The sequence below is a fragment of the Kitasatospora sp. A2-31 genome (assembly GCF_022288725.1).
Classification (GTDB): Bacteria; Actinomycetota; Actinomycetes; order Streptomycetales; family Streptomycetaceae; genus Kitasatospora.
In genome coordinates this window covers 331375-346801 of the sequence record NZ_JAKNTA010000002.1, presented here as the reverse complement: position 1 = coordinate 346801, position 15427 = coordinate 331375, and the positions used below count along the sequence as shown (strand labels likewise).

Here is a 15427-nt window from a genome sequence, read left to right as displayed (position 1 = left end):
CTGTCCGTCAACGCTGCTCCCCCACCCGCAGTTCGGTGGCGATGTGTCGCCGTCCGGCGATCAGCGCCTCGGCGAGCACGCCGACGGCGACCAGGGCCACGAGTCCGAGCACCTGGCGCAGCACCGGCAGCACCGCGGGCTCCAGCCCCGGCGGGACCTCTGCGCCGACCAGCACGGAGAGGTCGAACGCCGGGCCGAGCAGGGCGGTCGCGGCCAGTGCCACCAACCCGCCGCCGACGGCGGCGACGAGGGTCTGCGGCACGGTCTCGGCGAGGATCAGGGCCAGGCCCTGCCGGGGACGCAGGCCCATGGTGCGCAGCCGGGCGAGCAGGGCGGCGCGCTCGGGCGCGGTCCGGACCAGCGTCAGCAGGACGGCGAGCAGCGCGAACCCGGCGGCGCCGATCACGGCGGCCCAGAACAGCCGGCCGGCCGAGCGCTGGAGCGGGTCGGCGGCGAACTCGGCGGCCAGGGTGCCGCTGGTGCGCACCTGGAAGCCGCTCGGCACGGCGTCGGCCTCGGCGGCTGCGTCGGCGGCAGCGGCCCCCGGGCCGGCGACCCCCGACGGCGCGGCCGTCCCGGACGCAGGCGCCGAAGCGAGCGCCGAGGCCGCGCCGGAGGCGGGCGACGGCTCGACCCCGGTCGCCACCGGGGGAAGCACCGCCCCGGGGTGCTCGCCGACGGCGACCCTCCAGGCCACCGGCGGCGCCAGCTCCCGCACCAGCCGCTTCAGCCGGCGCTCGTCGACGTCGCCCACCGCGAACCAGAGGTTGGGCTCCCCCAGTTCGGAGCGCTGAGCGACTGCGGGCCCGGACGGCAGCACGACGAACTTGCGGTCGTCCCCGACCAGCGCGGGCGTGGCACCGATCCGGCCGGCGACCGCGGCCTTGAGCTCCCAGCCGTTGGGCAACCGCAGCCGGTAGCCGTCGCCGCCGAGCTGCTTGCCCAGCGCGGTGCTGAAGAGGGCGGGCAGCGGCGCGTCGGAACCGCCCGCGCCGCCGGCGAGGAGGGCCGGGTCGAACGCCCCGCGGCCGACGCTCCGGGAGAGCTCGGCGTAGGCCTGCGGGTCGACCACGAGGGCGCTGACCCGGACCGGCCCGGCGTCGCTGCCCAGCAGGAACACCTCGCTCTCCCACCAGACGCCGGTGGCGAGCCGGACGCCGGGCATGGCGGCGGCGGCCTCGGTGAACTTCGACGGCAGCGAGACACCGGTGGGGGTGCCCACGGCCGCGTCGCCGCCCACGACGCTGCGGGCGGCGCGCAGCCGGGCGCCGTCGACAGCGTCCAGCACCGTGGCGCCGAAGCCCGCCGTGGTGACGGCGAGGGTCATCGCGAGCAGGGGCAGCAGCGAGGGCCGGGCACGGCCGCCGGCGCCGCGGGCGGCACGGGCCAGGCCGAGGAAGCCGATCAGGCCGGGGCGCCGGCCGGCCACCCGAGCCAGTGCCCCGACCACGACCGGCTGGAGCCGGGCGAGCACGAGGCCCCCGGTGGCGGCGAGCAGCAGCGGGGCCGCGACGAGCAGCAGGTCCAGGCCCTGGCCGTCCGGCGCCACGCCGCGCCGGCGGACCTCCAGCACGGCCGCGGCGGTGGCGACCAGCACCAGGAGTTCGCCGACCAGCCGGCGCCCGCCGTTGCTGCGGCGCGGCTTGGACCAGAACGCCGCCGCGCGGACGGGGAACCCCAGCAGGGCGATGAGGGTGACGGCGAGCGCCGCCAGCACGGCCTCCGTCCAGCGCGGGGTCTCCACCAGCCGGAGGGCGAGTGCGGTCGCGAGCACGGCGGCGGGGAGCACGGTCACCGCGCCCTCGCCGAGCAGGCGCAGCAGGACGCCGCCGCGGGAGCCGCCACGGGCCTGGAGCAGCCGCAGTTCGGCGGTGCGCCGGTCGGTGGCGAGGCCGGCGGCCAGGAAGAGCACCAGGGCGCCGACCCCGGCCAGGCCGGCCGGACCGATCGCGGCGAGCGGCGCGGCGGCGTTCTGCCGGGCGACGGCCTGCTTGAACGCGGTGGGCAGCTGGGAGGTGATGCTCAGGTCGTCCCGGCCGGTGCGGGCGGCCAGCGCGACGGCGGTGGGGCCGCTCAGGTAGCCGGCGATCTCCCGGCCGGTCTCGGGCAGAGTGCGGGCGTGCAGGGCGCCGGAGTCGACGGGCAGCCGCCAGAAGTCGGTGGTGTGCACGCCCCACTCGGCGATCCGGTCCAGCGCCCCGGCGGCGACGACGCCGTCGGCCACGAGGGTGACGTGCGGGTTGCCCTGCGCGCAGGCGCGGTCGAGGCAGCCCGCGTCGGCCCAGTACGGGTCGTGCGGGTCGTCGACGGTGTAGAGGCCGACGACCTTCGCCCGGACCGTGTCCGCGCCCTCCTCGCCGCCGAGCAGGACGTCGCCGAGGCGGATGCCGATGCTGTCGGCCGCGTTCCTGCTGAGCGCGATCGGGATCGGGCCGTCCTGGGCGCCGGCGTCGGCCGGCCAACCGCCCGCCACCACGGTGGCCCGCTCGGTGATCCCGTGCAGGTACGTCAGGCCGATCTTCGGCGGGAAGCCGTCGGGGCGGGCGTAGCCGTGGTTGGCGAGCGGGCGGGGCTTGTCGCCATGCGCCCCGTACACCGGGCCGGGCTCGCCGTAGCGGAACGTGGTGCCGGGGCGCGCCGCGAGCCTGCGGGCGACCTCGTCGAGGTCGGCGGCGTCGTTGCGGTGGGCGGCGGTGGCCACCAGGCTGTTCCAGGACGGCCCGCGGTCCTGCAGGAAGCGGTGCAGAGCGTCGTCCGTGCCCCGGTCGAGGGCGCGCGGGAAGGCCGCCGCGAGGAGGACCGTGCCGAACGCGAGCGCCGCCACGAGCAGGGCGGCGAGCCGCCCCGACCGCAGGCGGGTGCGGACCCAGGGGGCGGGCCGGTGGACGGCCGCCGGCCGGGCCCCGTCGGGGCGGATGGTGCGGCGGGTGTCGGCCGGGGTGGTCACATCTCCTCCACGTGCCGCAGCCGGGCGGCCACGTCTCGACGGCTGCGCCCGATCAGGAAGGCCGACAGCAGGGGTACGACGGCGATCGCGGCCGTGAGCAGCAGCGACCGGCCGAGCGGCAGGTCGACCAGGACGTCCGGGACCGGCCGGCGGGCCGCCGGGGTGAGCACCAGGAGCGGCACGATCAGGCGGACGATCAGGGCGCCGAGGCCGAGGCCGACCAGGCTGCCCAGCAGGACCAGGACGGTCTGCTCCGCGGCGGCCGTGCGGAGCAGCCACCGCCTGGGGGTGCCGAGGGCGAGCAGCACGGTGAACTCGGCGGCGCGCTCGCGGGCGGAGGCCGCGGCGGCGGCCGCGAAGCCGATGGCGGCCAGCACGGTGCTGGCCAGGGCGATGGCGGCGAGCGCGCTCTGCGGGGCGGCGCTGAGCGGGTCGGCCAGCAGGCCGTCGGCGACCTCGGCGTCGAGCAGCAGTCGCTGTCCGCCGGGGGTGTCGCGCAGCGCGGCCGCCGCTCGGGCGGGCACCGGATCGTCCGGCCCGGTGGCGGGCAGCCACCACTCGGTGACGGCGGGCAGCTGGCGGCCGCCGGTGGCGAGCAGGCGTCCGGTGGCGGCGAGGTCGACGACCAGGGCGGTGCTGCCGGCGACCGGCACCGAGTCGACCACTCCGGTGATCCTGACCTTCACGCCGTTGGCGCCGAGCGTCACCTGGACGGTGTCGCCGACGGCCGCGCCGATGCCGCTGAGGTACGCGTGGGTGGCGAGGCCGGGCAGCACGGCCGGGGTCTCGGGGCCGGAGGGCACTAGGACGGCCTGGCGGACGCCGGTGCTCCCGGGCGCGTACCGGAGGCCGAACAGGCGTCCGGGCCGGTCCGGCAGGACCTCGGAGCCGGAGCCGGCCTCGCCGGGTGCGGTGCTGGTCCTCCAGGCCAGGCCCGCCGCGGCCGGGACGGCGGTGGCCGGCCCGGTCGCACTGTCGGCGACCGCGATCCCCCGGACGCTCAGCTCCCCCACGAGGGGAGGGCCCTGCTCGGTTCCGAGGGCGAGGATAAGGCCGGCGAGGGTGAGCGGTGCGGCGGGGGTGCCGACCGGGGCGCCGGCGACGGCTGCGAGGTCGGCGGTGGCCACCGCGCTGCCGCGGGCGGGAACGCCGGTCAGCGGGACGCGGAAGGTGTCGCCGAAGCGGTCCCGCAGCAGGACCCAGGCCTCCGGCGGGAGACCGCCCGCTGCCGACGGCTCGTTGCCGAGGTCGAGGTCGATCCGGGCCGGCGTGCCGGGCAGCGGTACGCCGCCGTGGGCGGCCACCGCGGGCGCGGGGCCGGCCGCGGGTGCGGCTTCGGCGCCGGCGGGCGCGGGACCGGCCGCGGGCGCGGCGAGCGGAGCGTAGAGGTCCTGGCGGTTCTGCCCGCCGAGCAGGTCGGGGCGGACCGGGACGCGGGCGGCGAAGCCCGCCGCGTCGAGGGCCAGCACCTGGGCGGGGGCGCCGTCCGCCAGGGAGTGCTCCTCGCGGATCACGGGGATCAGCCTCTCGCCCCCGGGCAGCGCGCCGTACCGGCCGGCCTGGCCCATCGCCGGCAGCTGCGACCCGGTGATCCGCAGGCCGCCGGCGGTGGCGAAGGCCGCCTGGTCGTGCTGGGAGGCGGACCAGGTGCTCTGCTGGCCGAGCGCCAGCACGCCGGTGGAGACCGCCAGGACCAGCAGCAGCACCGGCCCGGCGGCCCGGCCGGGGCGGCGGGCGAGCTGCCAGCCGGCCAGGGCGGGCACCAGGCCGCGGCCCCGGGCGGCGATCCGGCCGCCGAGGCGGGCGGCGAGCGGGAGCAGGCGCAGCACCAGCAGGGTGCCGGCGCCGAGTGCCAGGGTGGGCGCGGCGATCAGGACCGGATCGAGGTTCAGCCCGCCGTCCGCGTCCTCCGACAGTCCGCCCTCGTAGTGGGCCAGTTGGTAGTAGGCGAGGCCGGCGAGGCCGACCACCGCGAGGTCGGCGCCGGAGCGCGCCGCGCCGGCGACCAGCGCCTGGCGCCGGCCCGCGCGGCGCAGCACCGCGCCGCCGGCCCCGCGCACCAGCGTCGGCGCGGTGGTGAGGAGGACGCAGGCGAGCGCGCAGACGGCGGCGATCGGCCAGAGCGTCCAGCTCGGCGCGGTGTCGAGCGGCACCCGGGCGAGCGGTCCCCGGCGCGCGAGCGCACCGAGCAGCAAGGGCGTGCAGAGCGGCGCGAGGAGCGCGGCAGGCAGGGCGAGCAGCAGCGACTCGGTGGCGGAGAAGACGCCGAGGCGGGCTCCGGAGGCGCCGCGCGCGGCCAGCAGGGCGTTCTCGCCCTCCTGCCGGGCGGCCATCAGGTGGACCACCAGCAGCAGCACGGCGGCGGCCAGGACGGCGAGTTGGAGGGCGCCGATCAGCAGGGTGGAGCGGGCGACCAGGGCGCTGGACTCCACCTCCCGGAGGACCACCGGGAGTTCGGTCCGGACCTGCAGCCCGGTCGCCCCGGTGAGGCCGCTCGCGAGACCGGGGGCGCGGTCCCGGACGGCGGCGGCCTCGGAGTCGCGGATGCCGGTGAAGTCGGCGTCGAGCAGCCAGCCGCGGCCGCTCTGCGGGACGGCGACGGTGGTGAAGGCGGAGTCGTCGGCCAGCAGCGGTCCGTAGGTGGTGAAGCCGCCGGTCTGGATCTCCCGGCCGCCCAGGGTGTCGAGCCGCCAGTAGGGGTCGGCGGGATCCTCGGCGCGGTAGACGCCGGTGACGCGGACGGTGAGCGTCCGGCCGTCGAGGCGGTCGTCGAGCCGGACCTCGGCGGGCAGGGCCCCGGCGTCGAGGTTGAGCCGGGCCAGCGTGGTCTGCGGGACGGCGACGTCGACGGGTGTCGGGGTGGCGGCGCCCGCGGTGGGGCTGCCCGCGGTGGGGCGCTGGACGGGCGCGGGCCAGGCGCCGGCCAGCAGGCGGACGCGGCCGCGGTCGAGGGAGGCGAGCAGTGTGAGGTCCGCGGCCTTCGCACCGGTCCGCGTGGCCGTGGGTGCGCCGGCGGGTGCGCCGCTGGCTGCACCGACGGGTCCCGCGGCCGGAAGGCCGTACGAGCGGCTGCGGGCTACGGTGTCGGTCCGCACGGCGAGGCCGCCGAAGAGGCCCCCGCCGTAGGCGGTGACCGCCGCGTCGTCGGCCGACCGCTTGTCGAGACCGTGCTCGCCGGTCACCAGCACCGTGGTCCGCGCGTGGCCGCCCCCCTGCAGGGACTGGCGCAGCCCGGCCTCCCCGACCGTGCGGTTGAACGCCACCAGCGCGGTGAGCACCGCCGTGGTGATCAGCACGGTGAGCAGGACGGCACCGGCCAGCGGCAGTCGCCCGCGCAACCGGCGCACGACGAAGCCGAGCATCCCGTTCCTCCCCCTGACGAATCGCCCCGGCTTCCGCGTAACGGCCCGACCGACCCGACGGGGTCCGGCCGGGGATGAGCGCCCGTCGCGAGCCGGAGTGATGATCACCGGCACTTGATCACCGGATAGCGGACGATGCTGTCAGATTCATACTCGGAACGGAAGGGACTTGCGCGAATCATGTAACTGGTGAGCAAATTCTTCTCATTGAGCGCGCATATCCAGGTGACAGGCCATCAAAGGGCCATGCACACGTCATGCAATTCTCGTTCACGGCGGCCCGTGCGGCAGGCCGAGGACGTCGCTCCAGCCGCTGAACCGCAGAACCGCAGAACCGACAGAGAGCCAGGGGGACGCCCGCATGACACAGCAACCGGTCGGTACCGTGACCACGTCCACGACCGTGCCGATGGTGGCCGTCAGCGACCTCCGCCACAGCTTCGGCACCGGCGAGCGGGCCGTGCACGCGCTGCGCGGCGTCTCCTTCTCCGTCGGCCGGGGTGAACTGACCGCACTCAAGGGCCGGTCGGGCTCCGGCAAGACCACGCTGCTCAACCTGGTCGGCGGCCTGGACAAACCGACCGGCGGCACCATCGCGCTGGACGGCACCGAGCTGGCCGGCCTGGACGAGGAAGCCCGGCTGGCGATGCGCCGGGACCGGATCGGCTTCGTGTTCCAGTCCTTCGGCCTGATCCCCGTCCTCACCGCCGCCGAGAACGTCGGCGTGCCGATGCGGCTGCGCAAGGTTCCGAGCGCCCGGCGCGAGGAGCGGGCCCGCACCCTGCTGGCCATGGTCGGACTCGCCGACCACGCCGACCAGCGCCCCGGCGAACTCTCCGGCGGGCAGCAGCAGCGCGTCGCCATCGCCCGCGCCCTGGCCAACGAGCCCGATCTGATCATCGCCGACGAGCCCACCGGCCAGCTCGACTCCGAGACCGGCCGTGCGATCATGCAGCTGCTGCGCGCGGTGGTCCGCAGCGAGGGAGTCACCGCGCTGGTCGCCACCCACGACCCGACCCTGATGGAGCTCGCCGACCGGGTGATCGAGCTCCGGGACGGCCGCATCGTCGAGGCCGCCTCCTGATCGACCCGCACGCGGACGCCCCGTTGCCCGAACGGGCAGGGCCGCCGCCCCGCCAGGCGGCGGCGCCCCGCCCGGCGTCAGAGCGCCCTGAGCGCGGCCTCGCACTCGCGGCAGCGCCTGGTCCGTTGCGAGGGCGGGTACCACGGCTCCCCCGGCCCGGCCGGCCGGTAGGGCTCCCGTTCCAGATCCCGGGTGTCGATCCCGCAGAAGGTGACCGGCCCCGGGTCCTCCGGCACGTCCGGATCGGACGGCGCCGCGTGCACCCACCGGACCCGGGCGCCCACGTCCACCTCGCCCGCGTCCAGCACCTCGGTCGACGGCTCGAGCTCGACCAGCACGATCACTCCGCTCATACCTCGACCCTGCGCCCGGACGGAGCCCGCCGCATCCCGGCCCCGCCCGCGACGGCCGGCGCGGACCGGCACGGGGCGGCGGCGCCCCCGGCCGACGCGCCGCAGTCCCCGGGCGCTACGGCATGAGCCCGTCCGTGCACGGAGCGCCGGGCTCCGGCGTCTGCGGCCCCTGCACGTACTGGGCGAGGAAGGCGTCCACGCGGGGGTCGGTCGGGCTGTCCACCACCAGCTGGTTGCCCCAGGCGGTGAGGGTGATCTTCCCCTGCTCCGCCGGGTAGGGGCTCATGAAGGTGTACGGCTTGCCCTGGACCTTGGCCGCGAGTGCGGCGACGTCGGCCGGGGACGCCTGGTCGTTGTAGGTGATCCAGACCGCGCCGTGCTCCAGGGAGTGGACGGCGTTCTCGTCGGGGACGGGCCGGGTGTAGACGGCTCCGTTGCAGTCGAGCCAGACCGGACTGTGGTCGCCGCCGACGGGCGGGGTCTGCGGGTAGGCCACCGGCGTCTGCACGTGCGTACGCCCGAGCTTGCCGAAGGTCTGCACGCCCGCGATCGGGGCCTTGCTCGTGGGCGCGCCGTCGTCGGCGGTGGTGACGGCCCAGATGCCGCCCGCGAGCACGCCGGCCACGATGAGACCGGCCACCGCCGAGTACACGATCTTCCGGCGGCGCTTGCGCCGCTGGTCCTCCCGGTGCATCGCCTCGGTTCTGGCACGCCGGTCGTCGGACCGTTTCCTGGGAGCAGCAGCCATGGCCGGGCCCCTCTCGCCGCCGCGCGGGCGCACGGCGTTCAGCTCCAGTATCGCCGTCGAGCGCGTGGGCCGCCCGGGGCGCCTGCCGGCCGCCGGGGCCGCGACCCGACATTCCCACTCTCCGCGTCCTATGTGATCAGCTCATATGGATAGCACCCGCAAAGCCAATTCTTTCAGTTTATTAGTTGCCCCGGGGCCGCCACGGCCTCCCCACCGCCGTCGACCTGGACGTTCCGAACGGGCACCAAGGTTCAGCATGGGTTGGGGAATTCCGATCCATTGACACGATCACCACATCCTCATCACCCTTGGCTCATCGCCGAAGCTGGCGTGAATTGATGTCAGCTGTCCATTCACACCAGCTGATGGCGCTGTTGAAGACCAGTCACCGAAGGAGGTGTGTGCGATGAAGAAGATCGTCGTCCGCAAGGCCGGCCCGGTCCGCCTGACCAGCGCGGCCCGCGCGCTGTACCTGCCGTGGTCCTGCGCCGTGCAGAACTGACCGACCCCTCCCCCGGGGCAGAGGGGGAACGCGGTGCGGGCCGGCCACACGCCGGCCCGCACCGCTCCACCCCGCCCCCGCCTACCTCGCGCAGGAGGACCCGTGCACTCCTCCACGGACAGCGGCTCCACCGTCCCCGGCCTCGATCTGGACCGGCCGGTACCGCTCCGCCGACTCGTGTACCTGCCGGAGGCCGACGAGGTCACCATCGGCAGCCCGGAGACCGACACCTACGCCGTCTTCCCTTCCGACGGCGCCGAATTGGTCAGGATGCTGGCCGACGGCCTCACGCCCCGCGAGGCCGCCGAGCATCACCGGACCGCCCACGGCGAGAGCGTCGACATCGCCGACCTGGTCGAGACGCTCGTCGATCTCGACCTCGTCCGCCCCGGCGGCGACGACGCAGCCCCCAAGCCGGCCGCGCCGGTGCGCTGGCAGCGTCTGGGCCGCCTGGTGTTCAGCCCACCGGCGCTGGTGGGCTACGCCCTCGTCGTAGCCCTCGCCGTGGCCGAGATGGTCCGGGTGCCGGAGCTGGTACCGCGCGTCGACAACCTGTTCTTCAGCTCGTCCTACACCCTCGTCGTGCTGATGCTGTTCGTCGGTCAGCTGCCGCTGCTCGCCCTGCACGAGGCCTTCCACGCCCTGGCCGGCCGTCGGCTCGGCCTGCGCTCGCGTCTCTCCATCGGCCGCCGCCTCGTCTACCTGGTGCTGGAGACCTCCCTCGACGGGCTGGTCGGCGTGCCGCGCCGGAAGCGCTACCTGCCCATCCTGGCCGGCATGCTGGCCGACGCCCTGGTGATCGCCGTGCTCACCCTGGTCGCCGACGCGACCCGCGACGCCAACGCAGTGGCGGCGTCGCTCTGTCTGGCGATGGCCTACGCCACGGCGCTGCGCCTCGCCTGGCAGGGGTTCTTCTACCTGCGGACCGACGTCTACGTCCTGCTCGGTACGGTCCTGGGCTGCGTGGACCTCCATGCCGCCGCGACCGACGTGCTGCGCAACACCGTTCGGCGGATCACCGGGAGGCCGCCGCTGGACCTCTCCGCCCACCACCCGGTGGACCGGCGGGTGGCGCGCTGGTACGCCTGGCTGATGGTGGTGGGCTACGCGTTCACCCTCACGATGTTCGCCGGGGTCGTCGTCCCGACGGCGTACCGCATGTTGCACGACATGTGGCTGCGCCTGACCGGCCAGGCCTCCCTGGCCGGCCGCCTCGACTCGCTCGCCCTCATGGTGCTCAGTCTCGCGCAGACCGCGGCCGTCGTCGTCCTCGCCGCCCGCGAGCGGCGCTCCACCCGGTCGGTCTGAGCCCCGCGCCCGCGAGCCCGCCCGTCCCCAACACCCATGCGTTCCTGCGTTCCTGCGTTCCTGCGTCCCTGCGTCCCTGCGTCCCTGCGTCCCTGCGTCCCTGCGCCACTGTACGAAAGGCAGCTGTGTCATGGCCGAACACCGCCACCACTGGGTCCGCGCCGCCGGGCGCGCCGCCCGCGTCGACGTCCGCGAGCGGCTCGACCTGCCGCCCGTGCTCGCCGCGGTGAACGCCGACCGCCGGCTGCGCGGGCCCTACACCGCCGTCGGCTCGATCCTGCGGGCGATCGTCCCGGACGCGCTCGCGCGCTGCCCCGAGGCGGTCACCGGCCACGACATCGAGATCCTCTCCACCACGCCGGAACTGCGGGACCTCGTGCCCGCCACCCGCGAGACCCTGACATCCCTCGCGGTGCCCAAGGAGCGCACCCGCTTCTACTCCGCGCTGCGCACCCTGCGGATCGCCCACGGCCTGGTCGAGTTCCTGGAGACGTACCTGGGCTCGCTCGGGCCCGGACCGCACTCAGTGATCATCGACGACGCGCACCGGGCCGACCCCACCGACGCCGAGTTCCTCGCCGTCCTGCTGCGCCGCGTCGATCCCGCGCTGCTCACCGTGGTCGTCACCACCGGCAGCGAACCGCCGGAGCGCCCGGCCGGCATCGGGGGCGAGGACCTTCCGACCGCCCTCGCCACCTGGTGCGAGGTGGTCGCGCCGCCGGACCACGGGAGCCGGTCCGACCGGGGCCGGCCGGCGGCGGGCAGCTCCCCGGCACCGGCGGACGCCGCGCTCGGCCGCCGCTACATCGGCGGCGACGGCGTCGGCGACGACCCGCACGAGCTCGCCGCGTACCTCGCTCTGCCCGCCGCCGAACGCGCCCGGCTGCACGACCTGCGGCGCGCGGAGCTGGAGACGACCGGCGAATCCTCCCTCCGGCTCGGCGCCATCGCCTGGCACGCGGAACACGGCAGCGACCCGTCCGGCACCGGGGCCGACACCCTGCGTCACGCGCTCGACCACTGCATGGACCTCGGCTACTACCACGCCGTCCTCGACCTCGGCCAGCGCGGCCGGCGGCTGGTCACCCACGAGAGCAACCCGACCCACTGGTGGGCCTTCACCACCAAGATGACCACCTCCTACGCCGCGCTCGGCCTCGCCGAGCTGGCACTTCCGCTGTACGACGAGGCCCGGGCGCTCAGCAGCTCACCCGAGGTCCACATGCAGGCCGCGTACGCCACGGCGATGCTCCACACCCGGCACTTCGACGCCGACCGGCGCGACCACCAGCTGGCCCGGAGCTGGGTGAACCAGGCGATCGCCTTCGCCAAGTGGCATCCCGAGCCGAAGGAGCGGGAGGCCCGCGTGGTGTTCAACCGCAACGGGCTCGCGCTCATCGAGGTCCACCAGGGCCGCCTGGAGGAGGCGTTGTCGCTGCTGGACGCCTGCATCGCCCGGCTCGACGAGACCCTGGAGCCGCACGAGCACGCGCTGCACCGGTCCGTGCTGCGCTACAACCGGGCCCAGGTGTACGCGGGCCTCGGCCGCCACACCGAGGCCGTGGCCGACTACACCGCCGTGATCGAGTGCGACCCCAACTACGCCGAGTACTACTTCGACCGGGGCATGCTCTGGCGCGATCTGGGCCGTCCGGAGCAGGCGCTGGCCGACTACGACCGGGCCATCCGGCTCTCGCCGCCGTTCCCCGAGGCCTACTTCAACCGGGCCGACGTCCTGGCCGAGCTCGGCGACACCGAGGCTGCGGTGGCGGACTTCGGCTACGTCCTCCAGCTCGACCCGCAGTTCGCCGACGCCCGACTCAACCGGGCGGCCCTGCTCGTCGAGTCGGGGGAGCACCGGCTTGCCTGGAGCGAGGTCCGGGCCGGCCTCGCGGCCACTCCGGACAGCCCGCAGCTCCTCTGTCTCAAGGGTCAGTTATTGGCGGCCGACGGCGACACGGCCGCGGCGGCGGAAGCCTGGGAGGCCGCCCTCGCCGCCGATCCCGAGTACCCCCAGGCATGGGCCATGCGCGGTGAACTCCGTTACCGGCAGGGCGACCTGGACGGCGCGAGCACCGATCTGGCCCACGCGGTCGAGCTCTCGGGCGATCCCGGCATGCGGTTCAACCTGGCCGTGGTCCACCACGACGCCGGGCGCTACGGTGAGGCGCTCCGGCTGCTCGACGAGATGCCCGGCTCGACCGAGGACGTGGACGCCCGTCTGCAGCGGGCCCGTTGCCTGATCGGGCTGGACCGGGCGGACACCGCCAAGGAGGAGCTGCTCGCCTGTCTGAAGGCCGATCCGGGGTCGGCCGAGCAGGTGTACGAGCTGATGCCGGACCTGGCCCACGCCTGATCGGGCCCACCCCCGGACCTGGCCCACGCCTGATCGGGCCCACCCCCGGACCTGGCCCACGCCTGATCGGGCCCACCCCCGGACCTGGCCCACGCCTGATCGGGCCCACCCCCGGACCTGGCCCACCCCTGGTCGGGCCCGCCGCCGCCCCGTCCGGTCCCCACCGGCCGGCCCATCGGCACCGCCCCGCCACCCGGCCCTGGACGCCGGGCGGCGGGGCGGTATCCACGGCGTCAGCGCTGCGCCGCGGCGCGGCCCAGCTCACCTCGTACCCGGCTGCGGACGTGGGCCACGGCGGGCGAACCGGTGTACGCGGCAGCCACCTTGACGAGCCACGCCGCCTCCTCGTGAATGTCCGCCGGCACCGGGTGCGGCACGCATCCTTCGCCCGGACCGACCGGAAAGCGGTGCCCGGCCCGGGCCGCCTCGAGCCCGGCGGCGATGGCCGCCGCCTCCACCACGGCGGCGAGCTCCTCCGTCCCGGCGGGGCCGACGGCCTCCCCCACCCAGCGTGGCACCGCCGGGTGCAGATGGGGGCGGAGGGCGAGCTGGCCGTCCCGGATCTCGATGATCCGCCGGTACAGCGCGAACCGCACGTCGCCCCGCCGCCGACCCGGCAGACCACCGAACAGCCGCTCCGACGAGACCAGTTCGATCTCCGGCAGCGCCGCCCGCATCGCCGACCAGAGCGGACCGAGCCGGCGGTGGTCGCGCCACGCACGCACGCGTCCGGCCCAGTCGGCCCAGGCCGATGCGGTCGCTCCGGCGAAGCCCAGCGCGAGGCAGACGGCGCCCGCCACCGCGGACATCCTGCTCTCCGCACCGTTCTCCCGGCCGGTGGTGAGGATGTCGGCCAGGTCGTGCAGGTTGTCCGCCGTCCACAGCAGGCCCACCAGCGCGCTGAGCGCCATCAGGCGCAGACCCAGCCGGAGGGCCCCGGCCGGCAGGCACCGCGCGCAGCGCCCGATCAGGAACCCGAAGACCCCCAGACACCACGCGGTGTGGACGGCGAAGAGCACGACGTACGCGGCCAGCACCGGCCGGCCCGCCCCGCCGACGGTGACGACGACCCCCTCCCGGACGGGCGAGGCGGCGACGAAGGCGGCGATGCCCAGCCCCACGGTGGCGGCCGTGAGGGCGGCCTGCCGACGCACGGCGCGTCGCGCCGTGGCGGTCGGCCGGGTGGAGTAGGCCATCATGGCCAGTGCCCCGGAGGCGGCCACCTTCAACTGGTCTGCGACCAGCGTGAGATGGCAGGGGTCTGGCAGTACGGCGGCCAGCGCCGGCGCCGTGGCCGGGGCGCTCGCCGCCATCCCCGCCCCGATGAGCGCCCCGCAGGCGTACCCGTAGTGGAGCGCCGGGTCGGACCGGCGGCCGCGGTCCGTCAGGACCTTGAAGAGCGTGCCGAGCAGCGCGACGGCACCGGCGAGGTACCCGGCGACGCCGGCGATCCCGTCACCCACGGCGCGCTGCGTCGCGCCGCGACGGCAGCCCGAACACGTACCGCAACCGTCCCACCTGGTCCGCGAATTGGCCGACCGCCCGGAAGCGGGGACGGTGCAGGGCGCGGTGCAGGGCGAGCGAGGCGACGAGCTCGGCCTCCTGCTCCTGTCGCTCCGTGTACCCGGACCGGCCGAGCACCCTGCGCACCAGCTCCTCCGGCAGACGGGTGGTCAGGGCGGGTGACAGCGGGCGGCTCGGCCCGGAGCCGCCGGTGTGCCCGCAGAGCAGGTGCCCGATCTCGTGCAGGACGATGTGCTGCTGGTGCAGGGCCGTGGTGGCGACGGGGTAGCCGATGTAGTCGGCGCGGTCGGTGGTGACCAGCACCCCGCACAGGGAGGACTCCGGACCGGAGAGCGGCATCAGTTCGATGGGGCGGCCGCGCCGCAGGGCGAGCGCCTCGGCCAGCGCCGGTATGCCGAACGGCTCGGGAAGCGGAATCGACTCCGCGACCCCTCTGCACCGCTGCCAGAGCCCGTGCTCAACCCCACCCGAATACCCCACGCTTCGCCCCCCTGGCGTTCGATCGGGAGGCGATCCTACGGACGCGGAAACGCCGAGGGAATCCGCTGCACCGCGAAGGCCGCTACCTGCCGCCGGCCTCGCGGCGGGCGATGGCCTCGATCATGTCGCTGATCGTGCCGAGGCCTTCGGGCGAGAGGGTCACCGCACGCAGGGCCACGTCCCGTACCCCGGCGTTGCGCAGCGCTCCGAGCAGTGCCAGTTCCTCGGCGATCCTGGCGCTCTGCCGGTCGTCGAAGAAGTACACGGGCGGCACCTGGAAGAACTGTGCCAGCGCCTCCAGGTGACGCTTCGTCGGGTTGTCCCGACGGCCGGTCCGGAGCTGCCAGAGGTAGGTGGCGGAGAAGCTCTCCCCGGTCGCCTCGCGGCAGGCCCGGGCGACCTCCTCGTGACTGTACTGTTCCCGGTCGGGACGGCGGACCACGTCGAACAACCGGTCCAGCTTCGCTGCGAGCGTGGACGCACCGGATTCCGCTTCGGGCACGACACACCTCTTCCCTCACGCCGTGCGCACGCTTCGTGCGCGGATGGACCACTCGCGACGGTGCCTCATCCTAGTGGGGCTCGGTCGGGTCCGTACGAGTGCGGGCATGCCGCGGCGGCGGTCGTCGAACGCCGCCGGCGCCGCCACCGGCGCGGACCGCAACCCCCGGCGGCTCGACGCACCCCGACGTCGACGCTTCCGGGGAACGGCGCAGGTGGCTGCGGTGCGAACCGGAGGACGTCGGCCTGTCGGACGTTGCGC

10 protein-coding genes are annotated in these 15427 nt (G+C 75.5%); 3 read left to right on the top strand and 7 right to left on the bottom strand.

Annotation, left to right across the window (positions count from 1 at the left end):
* Nucleotides 1–7: 7 nt before the first annotated feature.
* Both MCM47_RS06320 and MCM47_RS06315 read right to left on the bottom strand, forming a co-directional pair.
* Nucleotides 8–2947, bottom strand: a complete 2940-nt coding sequence (locus MCM47_RS06320; protein WP_238859346.1) for a hypothetical protein — start codon at nt 2945–2947, stop codon at nt 8–10.
* Nucleotides 2944–6309, bottom strand: coding sequence for an FtsX-like permease family protein (locus MCM47_RS06315; RefSeq protein ID WP_238859345.1), 3366 nt, complete (start codon nt 6307–6309; stop codon nt 2944–2946). The genes MCM47_RS06320 and MCM47_RS06315 overlap by 4 nt, the downstream gene beginning before the upstream one ends.
* 361 nt (nt 6310–6670) lie before the next feature.
* On the opposite strand from MCM47_RS06315, the gene MCM47_RS06310 reads away from it, so the two are divergent.
* The gene (locus MCM47_RS06310; RefSeq protein ID WP_238859342.1) at nt 6671–7393 is read left to right on the top strand and encodes an ABC transporter ATP-binding protein; all 723 of its coding nucleotides are present in this window, start codon (nt 6671–6673) and stop codon (nt 7391–7393) included.
* Between the two features lie 77 nt (nt 7394–7470).
* On the opposite strand, the gene MCM47_RS06305 is transcribed toward MCM47_RS06310, so the two are convergent.
* Both MCM47_RS06305 and MCM47_RS06300 read right to left on the bottom strand, forming a co-directional pair.
* Nucleotides 7471–7746, bottom strand: a complete 276-nt coding sequence (locus MCM47_RS06305; RefSeq protein ID WP_238859340.1) for a hypothetical protein — start codon at nt 7744–7746, stop codon at nt 7471–7473.
* Between the two features lie 115 nt (nt 7747–7861).
* Nucleotides 7862–8440 carry a DUF3105 domain-containing protein gene (locus MCM47_RS06300; RefSeq protein WP_238859338.1) on the bottom strand — a complete coding sequence of 193 codons (579 nt, stop codon included), beginning with the start codon at nt 8438–8440 and terminating at the stop codon, nt 7862–7864.
* Between the two features lie 658 nt (nt 8441–9098).
* On the opposite strand from MCM47_RS06300, the gene MCM47_RS06295 reads away from it, so the two are divergent.
* Both MCM47_RS06295 and MCM47_RS06290 read left to right on the top strand, forming a co-directional pair.
* A complete protein-coding gene (locus tag MCM47_RS06295; RefSeq protein ID WP_238859336.1) occupies nt 9099–10304 on the top strand; it encodes a hypothetical protein in 1206 nt (401 codons plus the stop codon).
* 130 nt (nt 10305–10434) lie between these two features.
* On the top strand, nt 10435–12660 hold the full coding sequence (locus MCM47_RS06290) for a tetratricopeptide repeat protein (protein WP_238859333.1): 2226 nt from the start codon (nt 10435–10437) through the stop codon (nt 12658–12660).
* 233 nt (nt 12661–12893) lie between these two features.
* On the opposite strand, the gene MCM47_RS06285 is transcribed toward MCM47_RS06290, so the two are convergent.
* The 3 genes from MCM47_RS06285 to MCM47_RS06275 all read right to left on the bottom strand — a co-directional run bounded on the left by MCM47_RS06285 (nt 12894) and on the right by MCM47_RS06275 (nt 15166).
* Nucleotides 12894–14123 (bottom strand): MAB_1171c family putative transporter, encoded by a 1230-nt coding sequence (locus MCM47_RS06285; RefSeq protein ID WP_238859332.1) that lies wholly within the window; start codon nt 14121–14123, stop codon nt 12894–12896.
* Complete coding sequence (locus MCM47_RS06280; RefSeq protein WP_238859330.1) at nt 14116–14664, bottom strand: ParH-like protein; 549 nt, start codon at nt 14662–14664, stop codon at nt 14116–14118. Before MCM47_RS06280 ends, MCM47_RS06285 begins: the two co-directional genes overlap by 8 nt.
* Before the next feature lie 82 nt (nt 14665–14746).
* The gene (locus MCM47_RS06275; RefSeq protein WP_238859328.1) at nt 14747–15166 is read right to left on the bottom strand and encodes a helix-turn-helix domain-containing protein; all 420 of its coding nucleotides are present in this window, start codon (nt 15164–15166) and stop codon (nt 14747–14749) included.
* Between the last annotated feature and the right edge of the window lie 261 nt (nt 15167–15427).

Excerpts from the sequence above, each read along its gene's own strand:
- MCM47_RS06305 (WP_238859340.1), bottom strand. The coding sequence starts at position 7,746 with ATGAGCGGAGTGATCGTGCTGGTCGAGCTCGAGCCGTCGACCGAGGTG.
- MCM47_RS06310 (WP_238859342.1), top strand. The coding sequence starts at position 6,671 with ATGACACAGCAACCGGTCGGTACCGTGACCACGTCCACGACCGTGCCG.
- MCM47_RS06290 (WP_238859333.1), top strand. The coding sequence starts at position 10,435 with ATGGCCGAACACCGCCACCACTGGGTCCGCGCCGCCGGGCGCGCCGCC.
- MCM47_RS06300 (WP_238859338.1), bottom strand. The coding sequence starts at position 8,440 with ATGCACCGGGAGGACCAGCGGCGCAAGCGCCGCCGGAAGATCGTGTAC.
- MCM47_RS06315 (WP_238859345.1), bottom strand. The coding sequence starts at position 6,309 with ATGCTCGGCTTCGTCGTGCGCCGGTTGCGCGGGCGACTGCCGCTGGCC.